The 20,898-nt window shown below is 68.8% G+C and carries 18 protein-coding genes; 7 read left to right on the top strand and 11 right to left on the bottom strand.

Going from position 1 to position 20,898, the window contains the following annotated elements; translation table 11 throughout:
* Positions 1-170: 170 nt before the first annotated feature.
* On the bottom strand, positions 171-422 hold the full coding sequence (locus H6726_30620; protein ID MCB9662034.1) for a hypothetical protein: 252 nt from the start codon (positions 420-422) through the stop codon (positions 171-173).
* An 80-nt stretch (positions 423-502) separates the two neighbouring features.
* Between H6726_30620 and H6726_30615 the strand changes: the two genes are divergently transcribed.
* Positions 503-871 carry a ribonuclease E inhibitor RraB gene (locus H6726_30615; protein MCB9662033.1) on the top strand — a complete coding sequence of 123 codons (369 nt, stop codon included), beginning with the start codon at positions 503-505 and terminating at the stop codon, positions 869-871.
* A gap of 2,109 nt (positions 872-2,980) precedes the next feature.
* The gene (locus H6726_30610; GenBank protein ID MCB9662032.1) at positions 2,981-3,394 is read left to right on the top strand and encodes a hypothetical protein; all 414 of its coding nucleotides are present in this window, start codon (positions 2,981-2,983) and stop codon (positions 3,392-3,394) included.
* A 110-nt stretch (positions 3,395-3,504) separates the two neighbouring features.
* On the opposite strand, the gene H6726_30605 is transcribed toward H6726_30610, so the two are convergent.
* Positions 3,505-4,341 (bottom strand): DUF3037 domain-containing protein, encoded by an 837-nt coding sequence (locus H6726_30605; protein MCB9662031.1) that lies wholly within the window; start codon positions 4,339-4,341, stop codon positions 3,505-3,507.
* A 191-nt stretch (positions 4,342-4,532) separates the two neighbouring features.
* On the opposite strand from H6726_30605, the gene H6726_30600 reads away from it, so the two are divergent.
* Positions 4,533-7,613, top strand: coding sequence for a DUF3427 domain-containing protein (locus H6726_30600; protein MCB9662030.1), 3,081 nt, complete (start codon positions 4,533-4,535; stop codon positions 7,611-7,613).
* A 155-nt stretch (positions 7,614-7,768) separates the two neighbouring features.
* On the opposite strand, the gene H6726_30595 is transcribed toward H6726_30600, so the two are convergent.
* Complete coding sequence (locus tag H6726_30595) at positions 7,769-8,188, bottom strand: hypothetical protein (protein MCB9662029.1); 420 nt, start codon at positions 8,186-8,188, stop codon at positions 7,769-7,771.
* 736 nt (positions 8,189-8,924) lie between these two features.
* Between H6726_30595 and H6726_30590 the strand changes: the two genes are divergently transcribed.
* Positions 8,925-9,224 carry a hypothetical protein gene (locus H6726_30590; GenBank protein MCB9662028.1) on the top strand — a complete coding sequence of 100 codons (300 nt, stop codon included), beginning with the start codon at positions 8,925-8,927 and terminating at the stop codon, positions 9,222-9,224.
* Between the two features lie 48 nt (positions 9,225-9,272).
* On the opposite strand, the gene H6726_30585 is transcribed toward H6726_30590, so the two are convergent.
* The 6 genes from H6726_30585 to H6726_30560 form a co-directional block, all read right to left on the bottom strand.
* Positions 9,273-9,626 carry a VOC family protein gene (locus H6726_30585; protein MCB9662027.1) on the bottom strand — a complete coding sequence of 118 codons (354 nt, stop codon included), beginning with the start codon at positions 9,624-9,626 and terminating at the stop codon, positions 9,273-9,275.
* A gap of 158 nt (positions 9,627-9,784) precedes the next feature.
* The gene (locus H6726_30580; GenBank protein MCB9662026.1) at positions 9,785-10,141 is read right to left on the bottom strand and encodes a hypothetical protein; all 357 of its coding nucleotides are present in this window, start codon (positions 10,139-10,141) and stop codon (positions 9,785-9,787) included.
* A gap of 227 nt (positions 10,142-10,368) precedes the next feature.
* Positions 10,369-10,620 (bottom strand): hypothetical protein, encoded by a 252-nt coding sequence (locus tag H6726_30575; protein MCB9662025.1) that lies wholly within the window; start codon positions 10,618-10,620, stop codon positions 10,369-10,371.
* Between the two features lie 69 nt (positions 10,621-10,689).
* Entirely contained in the window at positions 10,690-12,663 is a 1,974-nt protein-coding gene (locus H6726_30570) for a DUF4132 domain-containing protein (GenBank protein MCB9662024.1), read from the bottom strand.
* A 142-nt stretch (positions 12,664-12,805) separates the two neighbouring features.
* Entirely contained in the window at positions 12,806-14,413 is a 1,608-nt protein-coding gene (locus H6726_30565; protein ID MCB9662023.1) for a hypothetical protein, read from the bottom strand.
* Positions 14,414-15,046: 633 nt separating this feature from the next.
* Entirely contained in the window at positions 15,047-15,694 is a 648-nt protein-coding gene (locus tag H6726_30560; GenBank protein ID MCB9662022.1) for a hypothetical protein, read from the bottom strand.
* Between the two features lie 197 nt (positions 15,695-15,891).
* On the opposite strand from H6726_30560, the gene H6726_30555 reads away from it, so the two are divergent.
* From H6726_30555 to H6726_30545, 3 genes are all read left to right on the top strand, one after another.
* Entirely contained in the window at positions 15,892-17,397 is a 1,506-nt protein-coding gene (locus H6726_30555) for a hypothetical protein (protein MCB9662021.1), read from the top strand.
* Positions 17,398-17,590: 193 nt separating this feature from the next.
* Entirely contained in the window at positions 17,591-18,271 is a 681-nt protein-coding gene (locus tag H6726_30550; protein MCB9662020.1) for a hypothetical protein, read from the top strand.
* 128 nt (positions 18,272-18,399) lie between these two features.
* Positions 18,400-19,440: a hypothetical protein gene (locus tag H6726_30545; protein ID MCB9662019.1), complete on the top strand. Its 1,041-nt coding sequence runs from the start codon at positions 18,400-18,402 to the stop codon at positions 19,438-19,440.
* 21 nt (positions 19,441-19,461) lie between these two features.
* Here the strand turns inward: H6726_30545 and H6726_30540 are convergent, their stop codons facing one another.
* Positions 19,462-20,079 (bottom strand): hypothetical protein, encoded by a 618-nt coding sequence (locus H6726_30540; protein ID MCB9662018.1) that lies wholly within the window; start codon positions 20,077-20,079, stop codon positions 19,462-19,464.
* A gap of 69 nt (positions 20,080-20,148) precedes the next feature.
* Positions 20,149-20,898 carry a hypothetical protein gene (locus tag H6726_30535; protein ID MCB9662017.1) on the bottom strand — a complete coding sequence of 250 codons (750 nt, stop codon included), beginning with the start codon at positions 20,896-20,898 and terminating at the stop codon, positions 20,149-20,151.

Below are 20,898 nucleotides of genomic sequence, written 5' to 3'. Positions count from 1 at the left end.
GAGTCCGGCGGAGCCACCTCCCCGTCGCCCTACGCGCGGAGGGAGAGCTGCGCCTTCACCAGCTCGCTAGCTTGGAGATGTCCCAGGTCCAGCTAGGCCTTCCGGTGGGCGTGCTGATGCCGTGCGGACGCGGCCAGACCTACCAATATGCGAGGGCGCATGGCGATGCGTCAGCCCGTGACGACTGTGGTCTTCGAGTCCGGGCGCATGTCGCGCGGCAGCTCCTCTACCAGCACCTTTCCGCGTTCGTCGATGATGCCCATCGTCGTCAGTCGCTCCACGGCCGCGCGCACTCGGCCTCCGGCACCGGAGAGCACGTGTGCGAGCAGCTCCTCCTCGGACAACGCATCCGTAGGGGAAGCCGCATCGCTCGAGGCCTGTGCTGCAGGCGCAGCTTGGATGCTTGATGGGGTGCTGGACATAGATGGAGCCTATGCGGCGCCGCGCGACGCGTCGAGACCACGCATTGCACGCGGCGGACGACGAGCTAAAGCCGCACGACATGACGAGCTATCCAGACGACGATGACGGTGCGGTGTTGGCTGCCCTTGCTGCGGACGGCGTCGACATGTCCCAGCCGCTAGTCATCGACTTCCCCGTTGCGGTGCCCGACCGATCGTCGGCCGAGGCTGTCAGTCAGGCGTTGGCGCGGGCCGGCTACGACTGCGAGATCGTCTTCGACGAGGGCGAGCCGGACGAGAGCGGCGAGGTCGACCCAGACGACGAAGAGTTTGGTCCGTCATGGGCCGTGTACGCGCGCGTGGAGATGGTGCCGGCGTACGACGAGATCATGCGCATCCAAGCTGATCTGGACCGCCTCGCGGGTCCGTTGGGTGGCAACTCGGATGGCTGGGGCGTGATGCTCGACTGACCGTTCCGGTCCTTGCTGGGAGCACGGGTGTCGAGGACGGGGGCGGTCATCGACTCGAGGTGCCTCTCTGTGAGCACTGCCGCGATCCCAATGGTACGCTCCGCGAACTGCATGCCTGGCCGAGGTACGATGGGACTGGTGGCGCTTGCGATGCTCGCGACTGCCTGTGGTCCGCCCCCTGCGATGCAACACACCGGAGCGCACCCCGGGGCCGTTCCAGCACCAGCGGCTCCTCCGCGCGGTGACAGTGACGTCCGCTGGCAGCGCGTTGTGGCCGCAGCGGTCGAGCTCCAGCGCTCGCTCGGGATGCCGCTGCGGGAGGTGGCCGCGTGTGCTCGCGCCGTTGATGAGCTCACGACTCACGGGCCGTGTGCGTCATCGACGGGGGACGCCCTCTCCCCGAGCTTCGAAGACGTGAGCAGGCTGGCGCGTTGGGCCTGGGAGAGCGAGACGGCTGGGCGGTCGCTGCCGTCGCCGCCTGGTCTTCCTGCCGCACCGGCCGGCACTCTGGCGCTGGAGGTCGACCGCGCGCGCGAGCTGGTCGCAAGGCTGGAGTGGCTTTGCCCGCCACAGGAGCACGGCGACGTGTGTGTTGGCGCGTCGGTCTCAGCCAGCCGCTTCCAGCTTGTGGCCGCGCTGCTGGCTGAGACCGCTTCCATTGCGGACCTCGTGAAGGAACCCGGTCACGGTTGGGCCGCCGACGAAGTCTTCGTCCGAAGCCATCACATCGTGACACCGCCTGGCTTCGACCTGCTCGACGTGGACCCACGCCGGGATGGGTTCGAGGCCCGTCGGTTTCGCGGACAACTCGGAGGGGCGGCGGCAGGAGCGGAGTTGATCGTTCGAGCACCCGATGACTTCCTCACGGAAGACATGAGCGGATGTCGCGTCTTGGACCGGCTGGCTGGAGAGCTACCCGGCGCACCGCCGTCGCTTCGGACGGTGAGCCCCATGGGCGGGCGTGCCGTTCCATCCTGTGAGCGACATGGTGAGTGGCAGGGACACACAACCTCGGTGTGGGTAGAGGCGAAAGAGCAGCCGTTGCTCTTTGTGCTGGCCGCCCCATCCGCCAACTTCAGGACCGCACGACGCGCAGCGGGAGTCGGGTCGCTGTCGGCGTGGGTGGCCGTTGGCGACGCAGCCTCCCGGCCGGCATCCCTGCAGCTACTACTGGAGCGCAATCGGAGCGCGGCGGCTGGTGGGCTGCCGCGCGCGGCGCTCGACGGAGTTGCCGCGCTCGAGCCGATGCCGTTGCCGGGGAATCCGCACGCCTACGTGCAGAGGACGTGGCAACCCTCAGGGCGTGCGGGGTGGGACGTCGCCGTCAACACCATGGTTCGACTCGACGACCACGGGAGCTACGTCATGCCTCTCGATGCGCCTTGGGTGAGATCCAGCCAAGCGGAGGGTACCGAGCCGTGGAGCTACACCGTCCCGTCGTTCGTATTCGACCGGGTACTCGCCGGAGGTGACGCGACGCTCGTCGAGGAGCTGGCCGCGGCCTGTCCCACGCTCGTGCCGCTGCTGAGTGGGTCCCGGGCCCCCCTCGCCCTCGTCGGCGACTGTGCCCGCCCGGAGGCCCGCTGCGAGTCTGCGGCGCGCGGCTCCCTACGCATGGTCGCGGACTATTCGTCGACAGGAGAGGCGTCGAGGACGTCGACGCACCGCTCGGTGTACGTCGACCTCGAACGCTGTTTGTTTCGTGGGTGGTCGCAGGAGGCGACGTCCACGGAGCGGTTCAAGACCGTGACCTACTGGTCCAATTCGACTGAAGCGGTGAGCGAATCCGACGAGACCTTCGAAGGCATTGCGTGGCGCCCGAGCCCCACGGCACCGCCGTATCCAGGCGGGCCGACACATCGAGGACCCGCGTTGGCTGTGCCCGTCGCCGAGCCCGCCAACTGCGAACCGACCATCCCGCTTGGCGCTGCCCGAGTCGTCGCCGGAGCATGGCAAGCGGGCTGGCCGGCACCCATTCCGGCGCGACGTGTTGCGCTGCGTCGTCGACCGCCTACGCCTCCGGGCTGCCTGGCGCCGGCTTCGGGGCAGATTGCCTTCGACGCTGCCCAGACGTTCGTGCCTTGGGTTCGGAGTGGACGCTACACCTTCATGTTGGCATCCGCTCACCAACCATGGGGCGGCGCCACCCTCGCCGTTCATGACGCCGAGTCCGACCGCAGCCGGATCCTGCTGGACGCCACCACCGATCCCCTGCTGGGTACTGTCACCATTCACGACGTGCAGGAGTCTGCGGTGTTGCTGTCGGTCACGATGGGGTCGCCGTTCGACAGGCATCCACGTCGGGTGGTCTTCTTCGTGTTCGACGTGCAGCGTGGACTCGGCGGCCCGCTGCTCGTCCACACGGAGATCGCGCCCGGTAGACCCGTGGCGCCCAGCCGAGACGGCGACCGGTTTCTTGGGGCATCGCGTACCAATCAAGGGGTCGTGGAGCTCAGTGAGACCGCGGGTGGCCGCGCGTGCGTGCGGCGTGCGCCCCTCTTCGCGCTTCAGCAAGCGCTGTAGCCGCGTTTGGGGGAGCGACTGACGGTTTTCGCCGAACCGAAGCGAACGCCGTTCCCGACGGTGGCCTGCTCCCACTTCGGATTGATGCGCACGCAGAGCATCGTACGCGTTCAGGCGCGCATCGCCGTCTGCAACCTATCCGCCAGCTCTTCCATCCCGTCCTCGCGGACCACGGTCGCGAGCTGATGCCGTTCGACCTTGTCACGCAGAATGGCAAGCGCGTCCTGCTTCGCTGCCGCAGCCTCGTCCTGTGTTTCGTCCCCACCCGTCGCGCCCACCAGCAGGTACACCTTCGTGCCTTCGAGCGCAGGCTCCACCATCTGGAGCCGCCCAGCCCATTCGATGGCTTTGAGACGGATGCGGTGGCTGTCGGTCAGGTCGAGGGACACCGGCTGCGCGACGTGCCAGACGCCGTTCTTCCACGCGTGCGCGAAACGCTCGGTGTAGTTCGGGCCCTGCACCTCGTGGGTCGTCTCCTGTGCAAGCAGCCCGCGCGACTCGAGCAGCGTCGAGAAGCGTCGCCACAGGTCGTCGTCCGATTGCGTGCGGCGGGCCGGGGGGCCCTCGCAGGACACGTGGCGCTCGAAGGTCTCACGGAGCGTTTGGGCGGGGTCCGAGGTGACGCCCGCGACGGTGCGGGTGATGCGGATGGCACCCGCCGTGTCGGGGACGAAGCGTCGGAAGAACGACTCGGCGCTGGTGGGGAACAGGCTGCCCGTGTCCTGGGCCTCGTGCTCGCAGCCCGTCTCGATGGCCTTCGCGATGCCGCGCAGCAGTGCCTTGTCTGCGGCTGGGAACGCGGCGGTGATGCGCCGGAACGACGGAAGGAACATGGCGCCCAGGAAGTTGCGCTCCGGGCAGGCGACGAGGACCCCAATGTTGAGGGACTCGGCGGCCACGAGGTCGGGCCGGTAGCCAATCACCAATGCTTCGCAGGGGCTCTTCATGACTTCACCGCTTGTAGCACTCGAGGCAGCCAGATGGGCACCTGCGGGGATGGTCTTGATGAGCTTCGAGGCTTGCGCGAGCGCACGGCCCCATGGATGCGCTGTGTCGCTGTTGTCGGCGGCTCTCGGCGCCGTACGAAATGTCGTCGCCGGTCGGCGCCCCTCGAGTACTGTCCCTCCGAGGAGCGACCGTGTCCGTCTTCCGCCGCAAGCCGACGTTGAGTCCGGGGATCTACGAGGAGATCGTCACGGACTCGCTCGAGCAGCGCCTGAGCGCGCTGTCGGCCTCGCACGCCGTCGTTCGACGAGACCTGAAGTCCACGGCGGGGGTCGACGAGCTGCTGGTGTCGCTGATTCGCGATGCGGCCCAGGTGGCGATTGGCGCCAGCGCGGCGCCCGCGGACAAGCTCGCGACCGCCCAACGCATCCTGGCCTCGCTGTCCGACCACGCGTCCTTCCGTCAGGGAGAGGTGGCGCTGCAGCCTCAGGTGCTGCGCGCGATCGAGCGCTCGGCGGCGCTGGGCAAGGTGCCCGTCGCGCGTCCCAGGGCTTCGCTGCTGGGGTCGCGCCTGATCACCAACGCGCCCGACGAGAGCATCGTCGACCACCTGCGCAGCGAGTTCGAGTCCGCGGACCGCATCGACCTGCTCTGCGCGTTCGTGAAGCTCAGCGGGCTCGAGAAGTTTCGTTCGCACATCGAGCGGCACCTCGACCAAGGGCGCCCGCTCCGCGTGCTCACCACGACGTACATGCGCGCGTCCGAGGCCAAGGCTATCGAGTTGCTTCAGCGGCTCGGGGCCGACGTGCGCGTGTCGTACGACGACACCTCGACGCGGCTGCACGCGAAGGCGTGGATCTTCCACCGCGACAGCGAGTACGGCACCGCCTACGTGGGCTCGTCGAACCTCTCGCACGCGGCGCAGACCGACGGGCTCGAGTGGAACGTGCGCATCGCTCAGGCCGAGCAGCCGCAGCTGCACGCCAGCATGGTGGAGGTGTTCGAGAGCTACTTCCGCAACCACGACGGCTTCGAAGCGTTCGACGGGTCCGAGCTCGCGCGCAGGCGGCTCGCGAGAGCGCTCGTGGAGCGTCCCCGGACCGGAGCCTCCGTTCGCTATGAGCTCGAGCCGCGCAGCTGGCAGCGGCCCATCCTGCGCGAGCTGGTCGAGGCCCGCTCGGCGGGGCAGCACAAGAACCTCGTGGTGGCGGCGACGGGCACGGGCAAGACCCTTATCAGCGCGTTCGACTACCGCGACGCCTGCGCGGGTGGGGCGCCTCCGTCGCTGCTCTTCGTCGCGCACCGGCGTGAGATCCTCGACCAAGCGCGCAGGGTGTTCGGAGACGTGCTCGGTCGGGAGACGTTCGGCGAGCTGTGGGTGGACGGCCAACCACGGCTGGGTGGGAAGCACGTGTTCGCCTCGATCCAGACGCTGACCAACGCGACGGACCTCGCCGCCGACGCGTTCGAGTGGGTGGTCGTGGACGAGGTGCACCACGCTGCGGCGCGCACGTACGACGCGCTGCTCACCCACCTCCGGCCCCGCGAGCTGGTCGGCCTGACGGCCACGCCAGAGCGCGCGGACGGTCGGCTCTACGATGCGCACTTCCCGCGGCCCTACATCGGCAACCTGCGGGTGTGGGACGCCATCGCGCAGCAAGTGCTGGTGCCCTTCCGCTACTTTGTGCTGGACGTGGATGGCCTCGACCTGCGGGACGCGGCCTGGAGAGGCGGCTATGTCGACGCCGATCTGTCTACCCGCTTGGTCACCGCAGCGGACTGCTGGGTGCGCGCCACCGTCAAGGCGTTGGGTGAGCGCATCGCCCGGCCCGAGACGGTGCGGGCGCTCGCGTTCTGCGTGGACAAGGCGCACGCACGCGTCGTCGCGGAACGTTTGACGCGCGACGCTGGTCTCCAAGCGCGCGCGCTGACCGACGAGACGCCGCGCGAGGAACGACTGCGCGCCAAGGACGACCTCCGCGAGGGGGCCGTGCAGGTGCTGTGCGTCGTCGACCTCTTCAACGAGGGCGTCGACATCCCCGACGTCAACACGCTCTTTCTCTACCGACCCACGGAGAGCAGCACCGTCTTCTTGCAGCAGCTGGGGCGCGGCCTTCGACGGCACCCGACCAAGGACATGCTCACGGTGTTCGACCTCACGGGTCGTCAGCACCCCAGCTTCCGGGCCGACCGAAACCTGCGCGCCCTGCTCGGTCACACACAGCGCGAGCTACGCGACTTCGTCGACAGCGGGTTCGGTCGCTTGCCGTCGGGCTGCACCATCCAGTTCGAAGAGCGGGCGCAGCGGGAGATCCTGGAGCGCATCGCGGCCTCTGTGCCAACGGACGTCAAGGACCTGCGCCGCGCGCTGCGGGACCACGCGGACGAGAACTGGGACCTCGCCACGTTCCTCCACGAGACCGAAGCGGACGTCTACGACCTCTACCGAGCGAAGCGCTCTTGGACCTCGCTGCGCGCGGATGTGGGGCTCGTGGCGGAGCCCGTGGCGGCCTACGACAAGGTGGGCCTGCCGCTGACCGGACGCCTGCTGCACGTCCGAGACGCGCTGCGGCTGGGCCAGCTCGAGCGCCTGCTGCGCGGCGAGCGCCCCACCACGGTGCTCGAGCGTCGCCTCGCGTCCATGCTGCTGGTGGTCCTGTTCGAGAACTTCGAGGCGCGCGAGCTGTCCACGATGCTCGACCACTTCGACCAAAGCCCAGCGCTCCGAGACGAGCTCTCGCAGTTGCTGCCCGTGCTGCGGGCCATGGTGGACCGGCTGCCACGCAACGAGCCGCTGCGAACCGACGTGCCGCTGGTGCTCCACGCCGAGTACTACGACATCGAGTTGAGCGCCGCGTTCAACGCCATCTCGAAAGAGAAGCGGACATTTCGGCACTTCTACACGGGCGTGGAGAAGGTCGACGACGGCCGCCACGACCTCTTGCTCGTCACGCTGGACAAGGGCGACCAGGAGCACGAGCACCTGCGCTACCACGACCTTCCGCTCTCCCCCACCGTCTTTCAGTGGCAGTCGCAGGCCGCGACGCGCCTCGACGACGAGAAGGGCCGCCGACACACCACACCGCACACCGAGGGGGTGGTGCCGTTGCTGTTCGTTCGTGAGCGCGCCAAGGACCAACGCGGAATGACCGTGCCCTTTCGCTACCTCGGTCCCGTCACCCCCGCTTCGCACCGAGGCGAGCGCCCGATCACGGTCGAGTGGGAGCTCTCCGCGGAGATCCCTCCCGAGCTGTTTCGTCACTGGACGCGCTGAGCCACGGCGTCACGTTCTCCTCTGGGCATGCGCCGCGGTCCTTCTGCGCTGACGCTCACGGTCAGCGTGGCGCGACCCTCCTGCTGCGACCTACGTCCGTCGGCACGGCGTCGGGCAGCGTGTTGGGAAGCATCCCGATGCTGACGCCACGTAGTTCAACGCTCACGGGTGCGTTGGCGCATCCACCACCACAGCTGCAGGCGCTCGTACCACGACAGCTTTGGCCAGAGGTAGAGGGCGCGTATGTTGACGCGCGGCTTTCCTTCGCTCGGGGCGCCACTTGCGTAGGCAGACGTCACGCGGTCGCCGGTTACCCGGTTTCGGAAGGTGAGCCAGTGCTCCCGCCAGGTCGAGGGGTCGTAGACGACTCTCCGCTGCTCCTCGGTGTCTCCCAGGGGCTCGACGGCGTAGCTGGTCCAGAACATGTCTTCGAAGCGCGAGTCGGTGAGCTGGCCGATGACCATGCCGTCCCGCTCGACGAACCACCCGAAGTCCCTGCCGTAGTTTGCCTTGGCGATATCCAACGCGGACATGCGGGTGGGGGAGTGCGGTGCGGTGGGAAGGTTGGGCTTCATGGGCGTCTTGTTCCAAGGATGCCGCACCTCGACGTCTGCGGCTCCTCCGTGTGCGCGAGTCCGGCTAGGCTCGCGGTCAAGGAGAGCGTCCATGAGCCGCCGTCACACCGCCTTGGTCGCCGTCTTCTTGCTCGTCCTCGTGGTGGGCTGTGGGAGAACCGCGTGCGAGCGGCGGTCTCGTTCACTGCACCATCGTCGAACCGACCACTTGGGCAGAGGCCGGGATCGACCGCCCCGAGCGCACCCGGCTACCGACGGGTCAGGGGCGCCTTTCAGGGATGTAGACCTTGGTCACAGGCAGCGGCTCTCGGTCCCACAAGTCTTCGACCTCGCACGCGGCGCACTCCGGGCTGCCCGCGACGGTGTTGAGACGCGCTTCGAGTTCATCGAATGGTTGCTCACCGTCGTGGCTGCCAACCTGTGCGGCGCAACCCGGACACACCGCGTATTCCACCAGGAGCTCGTCATTGCCGCCCGACCCTCGCACCAGGAGCTGCACGCGGGCCCCGCCCACAGTCAGAGGGCAACGCACGACTCGCAGATGGGCGCACGCAAAGGCCAGCTTCGACCTGCCGTGTCGTGGGCACTTCGTGTTCCCCACGCTTTGTTCTCCTTCTGGTCGAGTGTGGTGCGACCCAGTTCGTGTTCAAGTCCATGCTCGCAGCGCCATCATATTCTCATGCGGCGTCGCGCCGAGCCCATGCCTGTAAGGAGAGGGTATGGCTACCATGCGTTCATGACCACTCCCCTTCAGGCAGCCCGGGAACGTGTGATCGCGATTCGTGCCCGGCATCTCGGCGCACGTAGCGTGGCTGCGTGGCGGTCTTCCGAACCGGCCGACCGCAAGTGCGTCATCGCGGACATCGAGTCGGCCTCGTACGACGTCGAGGGCAAGCGGCGAGACCGCTACTTGGCTGCGGCAGACGTGCTCGAGTCGGCCGGAACCTCCGATGGTCTGGGCCTTCCAGACGCGTTGCTGGGCGACCTCGAGTGGCTCCTCACCGAGCTGGACGAGCGCCTCGCGCGGGAGCGATGACGAACCCGGCACGAGACCTCGCGTGCACCCAGCGGCTTTCGCGCGGACTCAGGTGAGTTCCACGCTGCGCCCGTCTGGGTCCACCACCACCGCGCGCCGCCCCCAGGGTGAGTCCTTCGGCGCCACGCGAACCAGCGCACCGAGCGCCTGCAGGGCGGACACGGTCGCGTCCACGTCGGAGACCGCGAACCCCACGCGGGTCGCGGCGTCGGCCTCGCCCGGGTAGAGCTCGAGCGTCATGCCGCCCAGGGTGGCCGCGTAGTGACGTGGGCCTTCGCCGTGCTTCTCCTCGACGAAGTGCGCGCCGAGGGCTGCGTAGAAGGAACGCGCAGCGTCCAGGTCGGCGCACCGGAGGACCAGCAGGGTGCAGCGGAGCGCAGGGGCGTCGCGGGGCTCGGTCATGGCGGGCAAGCGTACGCCAGAGGCCAGACCTACGACGAGGCGAGCAGCGTGCTCGCGCAGTTCGAGGCCCTCACGCACAAGCAGACGTACTGGATCTCCGTCGCGGTGCCGACGGATCGAACGAGCTGACGGCGTCAGGCGCGGCCTTAGCTGTGCCCTTACGGGAGGTCCAGGGCGGCGACCCACTCCGGAGTGGCGGTATCGAGGACCGTGAGCACGCCGTTTCGTGCCACCGCGGCTTGAACCGGCGGCTCCTTGTGTCGGCTGGTGTCGAAGCAGCGGACCACGTCGAACGCCTCGATGGCGTGTCGCAGGTTCGCCAGGCTGGCGACGTACGTCGTTCGCACGATCTCTTCACGGGCTCCGTGACCACCGCCGAGCGACCGGGCGCGCACGCGTTCGAACGCGATGTCCGGCGAACTTGTACAGAGGAAGTACATGATGGTCTCGAACCCGGCTCGGCGGGCTTCGCGAGCTTGTTCGACGGCGCGGAGGGTCCGAAGCGTGGTCTCCACGGCGATGAACGACTCGCTGCGATGTGAGCGGCGATGAACGCCTCGCACTCGCGTCCAACGCGTTCCCGCAGAGCCGGGGTGATTCCGACGTAGGAACCCGTCAGCGCCGCACAACGATCGTCGATGTTGAAAGCGTCGACGCGGAAAGCGTGTCCGGGGAGAGCAGTGGTCTTTCCACTGCCCGGCGGACCGGCGACCACCGACATGCGAGGTAGCACTTCGATGACTCAGCCCGTGACGACGGTGGTCTGCGAGTCGGGCCGCATGTCGCGCGGCAACTCCTGCGTGAGGACCTTCCCGTCTTCGTCGATGATTCCCATGTCCGTGAGGCGCTCTACGGCAGCCCGCACGCGCTCCTCCGCACCAGCGAGCACCTGTGCCAGTTGCTCCTCCTCGGACAGCTCATCGCCGGAAGCACTGGCGTCGCTCGAAGGCTGCGACGCAACGGCACCTCGGATGCTCGACGGGGCGACGGTCATGGCTCCAGCCTATCCGGTGGAGCGGCGTGCGTCGAGTCGTGCGCCCCAGCAGGCGCGCGCTGCTCGTCCTCACCCCCGCGTGTGCGCGTTGAGTGCGCGGACTATCCGATACAGGGTCTCGTCCGGGTAGGGAATCACGGCGACCCCCGCGGCGACTCGCGGGAGCTCAACCTCCTCGCCGTCCCGCGACGCGCGCCCAGTCGCGATGCTGATGGAGAGGTCCCCGCAGCGCACGTGGTGACCATCGACGAACGGTCGCTCGGACCCGGCCTCGGCCCCGAGCATGCGCGTCAGGACGGCTCGCCTCTCCCGGGCGCTCGTGGTCTCCACCGACTGCGCCGGGTCCAGCGCGAAGGATGAGACACCCACCAGCAGGTCGACGGTGCGCAGGCACTCGGACACCACTTGCGGATCCTCGGTGGAGAGGTCGAGGCTCTGTCTCTCGACCCCGTGGAAGAGCTGTAGCGAGAAACAGCGGGTGGTCCCTTGGGCTCCCGGGAAGACGCGGCCCACCTCCAGCTCGACGCGGCACGGGCCCATCCTTCGGACCAGCCGCTCGTCGCGCAGGACCCAGCCCTGCGAGCGAGCGAGGCCGAGCAGTGTCTTCACGTCCAGCTCGGGCACCAAGAGGCTGGCCACGCTGTTGGGCGAGTATGTCTCGCGGAACAGCTGGTTGAACGGCTGCTGAACCTGCTGCTCCAGCACCCACGCTCGCCACGCGCTCGCGTCGGCGTCGGGCTGCAGCGGATGCCAGAGCGCCACCGTGCCGTGTGATGGCGTCCGTGGCGACCCGTCGCTGCCCACGAACACCCAGCGGGCTCCCTTGCGCACGGGGACGAACGCGGTCCCACTGTCAGAGCGCCACACCAGGCAGGCGGCGCGCTTCGCAGCGGTCTTGTTGCCGAGGATGCGGTCCTTCCATGCGTCGAACGGAAGCGGCGCTGGGCGCAGGAACAGTGCCTCGATCGCGCGGGTCACCGTGCCAGCGAGCGCCTTGGGGATGGTGGCCCCAGGGTCGAGCTCCAGCAGGAAGTCGTCGTGCTCGAACAGGCGGCGCTCGGCGACTGCGAGGAAGCGGGCGAGCTTCTTCTTCAGGCCGGCGTGACGGACCTTGGCGACGGTGGCCTTCATCTCGGCCACGAGCGGGGCCGACGGACGCTCGGCGATGGCCTTGGCGACGGCGATGGACGCGCTCTGCGAGGGGACGGTCTTGGCCCTGTCGAGTGGGGCCACGCTGAGCCCGGCCAGCAACGGGATCGCAGCCTCTCTGGCCCACGGCTTTCCTTGGTCGAGGCCTGCCCGCAGGGCGGCGTGCACCGCGTGGGGTTCGTCGTGCGCGAACGCCTTGTCGGCCGCGTAGGGGACCGCGCCCGACTGGATGGCGCGCGCGTGTTCGAGCGCCATGGTGGTGAGCCGCTCGGCGAAGGCGAGGTACCCCGGGAGGAGCGCGAGCGGGTCCGCGCCGCGCGGGGTCAGCTCGTCGTCGTCCACCGCGAAGTTCCACGCGCTTCGGACCCGACCCATCTGGATGCGGTCGCGCGGTGACACGAGGCTAGTGAGAAACCGTCGCTCCTTGCGGCCCAGCTCGCCCGGGTGCGCTGGCGCGTCGTGTCCAGCGCAGGTGAGCAGCGCCACGTCGAGGAGGTCGAGCACCGGCCCCAGCCCCAGCACGACCAGGGTGCTGAGCGCGCCGTGCACCGGGGGCTCGCTCACCTCCGCGCAGCCACACACCACCTGCGCGGCGGCCTCGATCACCCACTGAAGCAGCGCGGGCTGGTCGGCGGCCACGCGCCGTTGGGCGCCCTCAGTCAGCGCGTGGAGCGCAGCCACTGCTGCGTGCTCCGTGAAGACAGGCGCCCGGCCACGGAGTACGGCGCTGAGCTGACTGGCGTGGACCCCATGCGCGTCTGGCGCCCAGGCCAAACACGCCAGCGCCCCCAGCTCGGCGTCGGTGAGCGCGCTCATGTCCGGCTCGGCCCCGATGACGGGGACGCCGGTGAGCAGGCAGCGAACCAGCTCGGCGTTGGGGGACAACTGGGTCATCGCGCGGCGACACTCACGCGAGGAGTACGATGAGACCGCATTCTCGGTCCGACGCGTCTTTGAGCAACTCGCGGAGCTCCTCGACAATCTCCACGACGTACCCTTCGTCATCGGCTCTGGGAGGGTGTGATCCATGGCCCGGTCAGGCAGCCAGTTGAAGGGGCTGCGCGCTGGGGTCGGATTCGGATGGCGCTGGCGCTGGCTTGAGTGTGCGCGTCGCGAAGGCGCCGACGAGTAGCGAGGAGATGTCGTCGTGTCGCCAGAACTCATCCCAGCGACCGCAGAGGCGGAGCATGCGCAGGTTGAAGACGGCCTGGGAGGTCTCTGGCAGGCAGCGGATGCCCGCCACCTTGAGGCGCGTCTGGCTGCCGGTGCGGTGCAAGGACTCCATGGCGCCGGAGCCGATTTGGTAGCCGCGCGGGCGCCACTGCTCGTAGTCGATGCGGTCAGCGTTGTGTTCGATCGCGTTGACCAGCCTGTCGTGTTCCTCCTTGGCGCGCTCCGGAACGACGCCTTCGGCAATGAGCTTCAGGAGTCGGTCGGCTGCGGGAGCGCGCCTACGTCGACGAGCATGAGGCGCATCGTCGGGAGGCATCGTCGGGTCGTCGATGGGCGCGGACGGGCGCTTGCGGTGGCCTCGGCGGGGCTTGGGCGTCCTCGGCTTCTTGCCGCGGCTCTTGCCGAAGAGGGCATCCAGCGCGCGTTGATAGAAGCGCTTGTTGGAAGCCGTGCCCGCCAGGAAGCGCGCGGTGGCGTACTTCGCGAGTGCCTCGAGCAGATGGTAGGCGTCGAGCATCACGACGGCCTTGGGGAAGAGGGGGACGATGCGCTCCTTGATCCACGGCGCACCGTCCGTCACCAGCACCACCTGCACGTTCAGCCCGTTCGCCATGCGGCCATCCGCTGGCACTCGGCCTGTGTCGCGGAGCCACTCGAAGGTCTCCTGGACCTTCTCGCAGTCGCCCCACGTGTACTCGCCTCCGAGGTGAACCGTCGCGCCGTTGTGCCGGTCGATGCACCACACGCGAACGCCGTTGGCCATCTTCCACTGCGCGTCCCAGGTGTCGTCCACGTAGCTGCGCAGCGCGTGCGCGTCGGTCGACGCGTACAGCAGTGGCCGGCCCGTCTTCGGGTCGCGCGTCGCACGGGTCAGCAGCAGCTCCTCGATGTCCTCCGCCGTTCGGTACGTCCACTCTCGGCTCACCAGGGCGCCCACCGTCACCATGTGGCGCGCGATGGTCGTGTCCTCGCGACACGCCGCGCCGTGCGTGAAGAACGACAGCGCCTCCTGCGCGTAGCGGAAGGGGTGATCGCTTCCGAGTCGGCTCTCCCACTCCAGCAGCAGCTCCGACGAGCGACAGTGCTTGAACAAGGGCAGCACTACCGCCTTGGCGGGTGTGTGGGTCACCGTCGCCGCCGCGCTTCGGTCTCGGTACGCGAACCACGGGAACGTTACTGGACCCAGCGTCGTGCTCAACGTGCCGTGGTAGTCGCGGTCGAGCCGCAACGTGACCTGCTTCGCGTCGAGACCGCGCTCCTCGACGTCTCGCTCCGTCGCGCGAGCACACATGCGGCTCAGCCCCGCAGACATCAGCGAGCGTCCGAACTCGACAGAGGTCTTCCACACGTGCTCTTCGAGCGCGCGGGCCGTAGCGCCGTCGTCCACCGCGCGGAGCATCGTCACAAGAGCTTGCTGGACAGCGGCGGTGGCCTCCTCCTTGACCGCCTGATCTTCCGGAGCGTACAACATCGGCTGGTGGCGCCTTCTGAGGCGTGGTGCCTCGGTGGGGTTACGAACGCCACCTCCTACCAACTCCCCCCGGCCACGTCGATCCCCTCAGACGGCCTCCGTGACCGGGTCATGAATCACGCCCCTCTGGGACGACGGAAGAGAACACGCTCGAAGGCATGTACATCAGACATCCGGCGGTCTATGTCGCTCCGGCTCACTGCGTCGAGTTCCCGCGTGAACGCGAGGACGCGTTCGCGCGAGTGGAACCGCACGGGCCCCAAGCCCACGCATTCTTCACCTTCCCGTCCACCCCAAAACATCTCCCAAAGCGCATGGCCACTGCCGCGATCGTGCTCTTCGACGAGAGCGTACAAGACGTCGTCGTACAACTTGTCGAACCTGACAATTCCACGCTTTCCGAATACGGAGTGGCGCGATACGTCTTCCGGAAGCAGCGCGTCGACGTCTGGCCCATGCCTGGGTTCTTTGTCGTAACTCACCGACCACATGTACATTCGTGTGCCCATCTAAGCGCCCCTCGGAGTTCGCGTGAAGAGTTCGTGGCCGCGTCCGGTACCGCAGCCGAAGGTTGCTCATGGTATCGCGTGTGCCGCGAGCACCACCACGATCGCGCAGCGGAACTGGTGCGGACTAACCAAACCGGAGAATCGCGTTGCGTGCGACCGCCTCCCGCGCCAGCCAGCGCAGTACGGCCCATGGCCAAACCACGTGCGCGAACGGCTCGTGCGCGAGTGCGTTTCGCACGGTGTCTTCACGGACGAGCGCGAGGTCGGGTGCGTGAGAGAGGTGCGGCTCGAGGCGGTCCAGCTCCGCCAGCAGTCGCACGCAGGACCCGACGTGCCACGTGCCGTCCTCGAGCACCACTGTGACCGGGCGTTCGAAGTCGAGCGGAACGTACCAGCCCTCGCTGTCGCTGAACTCGATGAGGTGCGGGAATGACGTCGTAGCACTGCCTTCGTACACGCGCGCCAAGTCGTCCGGACGAGACCCGTACTCGGGCGGCTGCTGCGGGGGCGCGCCGTACAGCTCGACGTGCCTCGCGAACGCGCGCAGGACGTGCAGTGTGCTGTATCCACCCATCGTTGCTCCCAACGAGTGGGCGTCCTCGCCGAGTGGTCCAGGCATCCACTGCGCCGCGCAGGGTACGGCGCGCTTCACGCCCAGGAGGCACTCTTCGTAGAAGCGCTGGATCTCGTCGAGCTCGTCGTCCTCGAGGTCGTCCTCGTCGAGCTCCCGCTCTCGCCAGTCAGATCCGAACAGCTCAACTTCAAGTCCCAAGGGCCACCTCCCGTTGCGAAAGCCCGACGCGACGCCCGTCTGTATCCACCGGCGAGGCTAGCAGGAATCCTCCCCGCGGCCGCCTCGCGATGACCACGGGGAGATCCCCGGGCGTTGGAGCGGTTTGCGTCGAGCACGAGGCGGGTACTGCGTTCCCGGAATACCCCTGCAGGTCTCGTGCGTTCTGCGCCCCAACCATGGCCATCGCCGCCGTCACGATGTACGCGCGACGCCACGTCTCGTGGTGCGCGGTGGGCTGCGCTCTATTCGTCGGGGCCGGCTGCGCCACGCCTTCGACGGCGTCCAGCGGCACGACGTCACCTGAACCGCCACGTGCCCCAACACCACTCGAGGAACCCACCGAAGCGCCTGTCGCCAACGCACCACCCCCTGCGGACTCCACGACCGACGCGCCCGACGACGCGTGGCTCGACGACCTGCGCGCCTGGTTGGTGCAGCATCCGTCGCTGCGGTGGGTATCGCGCACGTCGCTGGGCGAAGGGTACAGTCGCACGCGGTATCGCTTCGACGACCACTCGTTGGTGTGCGTGGCGCGGTTCGAGGCGGACGGGGACGACGACGCGTTCGACGAGCCGACACCGCGTGAGGAGGTGCCCCCGCGCGTGTGTTGGCGTGTCGAGGGCGACGTCGAGCACATGTGGAGCCGCTTCGTCGAGCCGCGCCCCGGTGCCACGGACGTGGACCAGGCGAACGGTGTCGGTCAGGTGGAGATCAGCTTCGGGCCCATTCGTGGACGTGTGGAGCGCTGGCTGCTGCGCGTCCCGGAGTACACGCTGGGGGCGCTCCCTTCGCGCCCCTATCGCGAGGAGCCGGGGCCCAACGCGGGCCGTCCCACTTGGTTTCCAGTCGGGCAACCTCCGCCGCATGCAGAGGCGGTACCAGAACAGGCCACGCGGGCGCGCCGGTGGCGCCCGGTGGAGCGCGTCGTGCTGGAGACGGACCCGTTCGAGACGCTCGACGTCTGGGTGCCGCCCGAGGTGCCCGAGGGCCTGTCCGTCATCAGCGTGGCCCGGGGCGAACGCAGCAGCGTCTGCGCGCGTGTGGAAGGCGCATGGCGCTGCGGCGAGGCGATGCACCGCGGCCTCTATCCGGACGTCACGCTCACCTGGGACGACCCACGTCAGGTGCGCGCTTGGCCGAGCACCGGGAGGCCCCGCTTCCTCGTGATGGAGCGCGAGTTCTTCCTGTGGGACGGGAGCGGCTCCGGCTCGGGTGGCATGGGCGACTCCCAGCTCGAGGTGTACGCCGTGGAGCCTGAGCGCCTGCGGCTGCACGCGACCATCCACACGGGTGCGTTGCGCTTCGTGAACGACTTCATCGGCGAGAGCTACACACACGCTCTCTACACGCTGCGCTACTGGCACGCCTCCGAACTCGTGGGCGCGCGGTGCATCCGCATGGGGCCGCTGGTGCGCGAGCAGGTGGCGCTCGACTTCACCTTCTTCCCGCTAGCCGAGCAGCCCGCGCCCGTGAGGTCGCTGGAGCGCGCCCTGCCCATCGTGGCGAGCTCCGACGGGTCCATCGAGGCCGACCGCACGAGCATCGACGACGTCGACATCGTGAACGGCGCGCGCCTGCCCGTGTTGCGTACGACCGGGGTGTACGTGCTCACGGCAGAGGGCGTGGAGCTCATGGCGAGAGACGTCGTGGACGTGGACGCGGCCTGCGCCAGCGCACCGTGAAGAATCTCGAGAGATCACCCCGGACGTTCGGGGTGTCTCCTGCGGGCTGAGTGTGCGCGGGTCACTCGGCGTGGTCGCAACGGAGGTCGCCACGGCGGTGGCCGCGACGGTCTCGGCGGCCACCACTGAGCAACGGTGGTCCTCGCGCCGACGTCCGGAGCTTGCTGCTGCGCGGCGTGCTACTCGACCAGGCATGACTTGCTTTCTCGAGGTTCGTGCGGGCCACAGGCTGGCCCTGCCCGCCACAGCGCTCACGATGGTGACGCTGCTCGGCTGTGCCGATGCCCACGTCGTCCCGCTCGGCGAGTTCGAAGCGCCGACCTGTCAGGATGGTCGCTGGGACGTCGCCGCGGCCCTCGCGCCCGGGCTCGGAGCCGACTTCGTCGCCGTGCACGCGGTGATCTACGACTCGGGCGACGGGGTGTTGAGCCAGCACGGCACGCGCTGTCTCGGTGTCGCCGATGCGGTTGCGTGCGAGCAGGCCATCGACGATGCGCTGGCGGGAGATGGTCCGCTGCTGCTGCTCCGGCGGGGCACGGTGGTCACCGTCCACTACGAAGAGTCGCTCGTCGACGAGCTCGGGCCGATCGACAGCGTGGACGAGGCGCTCCTCGCCGCGGTGGTGCGAGGCTACCTCCCGCCGCGCTGCGACGAGTCCGGAGACGGAGGCGTCCTGGTGGAAGGTGGGTACCAGGTCGTCGTGACGGGGGACATCGCGTGCCGCCCGTCTGGCCCAGGGAGTCAGCAGCGCGAGACCCTGTACCGGCACCGCGTGGACGTGCGCGCGACCGGCGAGGTCACCGAGCTGTCGCGCGAGCGGGACTCGACCAGCTACTGCGAGGACTCCTGCTCGTGCCGCGAGGTCGGCGGGTAGTGGAGCTGCCTGGCGCAGGGGCCCTGGCCGCCAGTGCCGCCATCGGCGCGATGGTCCACCCCGCGTTCTGATACGCTGGCCCGATGCGATGGGAGATCGGTCAGCGATGCGTCCCAGGGTGCCGCCGAGTGGCGCCCAGTGTGCTCGCGCTCTTCGTCGTCATCCCCGTCGTCGCCCTGGCCCAGGTGGCGCAGGTGCCCGCGGGGAACCTCCCGCCGGTAGCGCTCGAGCCTGCGCAAGTGGGTGGGCTGGCCTTCGTCGCGCGCAACGCACTCGTGCGCGCAGAGCCCAACGGTCCGGCGAGCACGCTGTTCGACCTCCACACCGAGATCCCCGTCGTCGTGCGCCGCGTCGAGGGCGACTGGGTCACGGTCAACCCCGTCCACATCGACGCGGAGGACCGCTGCTTTCAGAGTCGCGCGCCATGGGACGGGTTCGATCTGAACGTCGTCGTGGCGCAGGCCGGCCTCGTGCCCGTGCTCGCGCAGCCCATGACGCTGCGCAGCGCGGATAGTGCCGTGACGTTTCATGCGGGGGCGCGGGTGGATGTGGAGCAGCGGCTCGTGGACGTGCCTGACGCGAGCGGGCCGCTAGCCTCCGACGCTCATGCGGGGCGCAGCTACCCTGCTCCTCGTTTGGAGTCTGTGGGCCGCGGGACGGCGCCCATGCCGTCGGAGGAGCTCGCTGGTGCGCTGCCGGCGGGCGTCGTGATCCGCACGTGGTCATGGCTGGTGCCGGGGGTGCGCACGCGTCCTCGCCGCGCGCGCTTCAAGACCCGGTGTCTCACCATCGAAGGGGCTTCTCGCGCTTGGCGGGGGCCCGGGCGGCTCGGCGACCGACGCGCGCCGCGACGACCTCTCTTGCGTCCGCGTGGCCTCTACATCGTCGAGGGGTCGCCCCTGACGTGGCCCAGCGGGGCACCTGCTGGTCGCACGACCCGCTGGGCGATGGTGATAGGTGCGGTCGGCTCGCTGAAGGTGGCGCCCAATGGAAACTACTGCGGGGGGCTGCGCTACACCGACACACCGCTCATGGTGTGCGCGGAGCCGAGCGCCTGGCGCGGCTTCGAGTCGGGGTCGGTGCTCCACTCGGAGCCCGCCAGCCTCGAGCCGCGCGCCCCAGCGACACCCACCGTGGCACGCCCTCGGCCTACACCTGCGGTGCACTGAGGCATGGCGCCACATGCGCGCTCACTCCCCACGCGGCGTCCACAGCAGCTCCGACGCGGCCAGCGCGGCAGGCGTCACCACGCGCTCGTTCGGTCGAGGCAGGCGCCCGAGCCTGCGCTGGGCGAGGCGGCGTGCGGCCGGCGTCAGCGTGAGCTCACCGAAGCGCTGCGGCACCACCAGCTGGACGTCGAGCGCGCGCTCCACCACCAAGAACACCAGCTCCGAGCAATAGATCCTGCGCGGGCCCCACTCGAAGCGCGCGTCGTACGGTGTGCCCAGCAGCCGCTCTCCTTCGCGCACCAGCGCAGCAACATCCTCCACGGAGAGCGTGTCCGCGAAGCGCCGCACCTCGACCTGGCCCCCTTCGCCTCGGTCGACGAATTCGTCGAGCGGGGTCCAGGACACGGGGCCCGACGCCTCGAGCACGGCCAGCTCCCCACCGTGCGGCAGCACCACCCCCACGTGCGTGAGTGGCGAGCCCGTGACCTCGGCGATGACCCGGCTCTGCCGCGAGTGGGAGCGGTGGAAGACGAGGTCGCCGGCCTGCACCGCGGGCGGCTGGGAACGACCGAGCGCGACGAAGGTCATGCCGCCGAGGACGAGCAGCAGGGCTACGGGGACGACGAAGCGAGCGTGCACGCAAGCATGGTCGCGGCTCGATGTGGCGAAAATGTGGCGCTGCGGCGGGCTGCTACTCGGGCCAAGCGGTCAGGACGCAACGAAGCGAGCGGAATCGAGCTCACGAAAATCGCGCTCGGTGAACGTCTCGCGGATCCGCGTGACGTAGGTGTCTACGCGGCGAAGACGCTGCTCACGCGTTTCCTCCGCGAACGGCGAAATGATGAGGCCGCCGCGCGCAAGGGCCTGCCGAAACTCGTCCAGCTCGAGGAACGCGATGTCAATGAGTGTCACCGCATCCTCCACGGCGCCACCACGGCGGGACACTTCGGACGCCACCATGAGCGCGAACATGCCGCGCCGGAACGCAGCTGCGGCTGGAGTCTCCTCGACTTCACCGGACGCTGCGTCTCGAAGTGCAGCTTGCCAATTCGCTCCGGCGAGGTGTGACCAGACTTCGCGATACACGCCCTTGATGAAGCTCAGACACCAGTCGAGCGTATCGACGACACCCGGGTCTCCAACGAACGTCGAGAGGTCGCGTTGGTCGGCCTCCAGGTTGGACATGAGCGAGGCCCGTTGAACGGCGAACTCCGGCGACGCCAGCAACTCTGCCACCACCTCCATGATGGCCGTGATGGGCTTTGTGGCGTGGCGCGACGCCGAGTCCAGCAGGTCCACATCGCCAGGTGACTGGAGCGCGGTTTCGACGGCGTCCATGAACGGCTTGCGCGTCCACTTGACCTGCGCACGCCGATCCGCAGGCAGGTGCGCCAGCAGCCGGTCGATATCGAGCGCAGGCGCGCCGATGGTGGATGGGGAAGCGGAAATCGTGGGCAT

The sequence above is a fragment of the Sandaracinaceae bacterium genome (assembly GCA_020633055.1).
Classification (GTDB): domain Bacteria; phylum Myxococcota_A; class Polyangia; order Polyangiales; family Houyiibacteriaceae; genus JADJJE01.
This window is presented reverse-complemented; position numbering and strand designations above follow the sequence as displayed.

Coding starts and splice junctions, on each gene's coding strand:
- H6726_30590 (MCB9662028.1), top strand. CDS start 8,925: ATGACCACTCCCCTTCAGGCAGCCCGGGAACGTGTGATCGCGATTCGT.
- H6726_30610 (MCB9662032.1), top strand. CDS start 2,981: ATGTTGGCATCCGCTCACCAACCATGGGGCGGCGCCACCCTCGCCGTT.
- H6726_30535 (MCB9662017.1), bottom strand. CDS start 20,898: ATGCCCACGATTTCCGCTTCCCCATCCACCATCGGCGCGCCTGCGCTC.
- H6726_30565 (MCB9662023.1), bottom strand. CDS start 14,413: ATGTTGTACGCTCCGGAAGATCAGGCGGTCAAGGAGGAGGCCACCGCC.
- H6726_30605 (MCB9662031.1), bottom strand. CDS start 4,341: ATGAAGAGCCCCTGCGAAGCATTGGTGATTGGCTACCGGCCCGACCTC.
- H6726_30575 (MCB9662025.1), bottom strand. CDS start 10,620: ATGACCGTCGCCCCGTCGAGCATCCGAGGTGCCGTTGCGTCGCAGCCT.
- H6726_30620 (MCB9662034.1), bottom strand. CDS start 422: ATGTCCAGCACCCCATCAAGCATCCAAGCTGCGCCTGCAGCACAGGCC.
- H6726_30555 (MCB9662021.1), top strand. CDS start 15,892: ATGGCCATCGCCGCCGTCACGATGTACGCGCGACGCCACGTCTCGTGG.
- H6726_30615 (MCB9662033.1), top strand. CDS start 503: ATGACGAGCTATCCAGACGACGATGACGGTGCGGTGTTGGCTGCCCTT.
- H6726_30595 (MCB9662029.1), bottom strand. CDS start 8,188: ATGAAGCCCAACCTTCCCACCGCACCGCACTCCCCCACCCGCATGTCC.
- H6726_30550 (MCB9662020.1), top strand. CDS start 17,591: ATGACTTGCTTTCTCGAGGTTCGTGCGGGCCACAGGCTGGCCCTGCCC.
- H6726_30570 (MCB9662024.1), bottom strand. CDS start 12,663: ATGACCCAGTTGTCCCCCAACGCCGAGCTGGTTCGCTGCCTGCTCACC.
- H6726_30585 (MCB9662027.1), bottom strand. CDS start 9,626: ATGACCGAGCCCCGCGACGCCCCTGCGCTCCGCTGCACCCTGCTGGTC.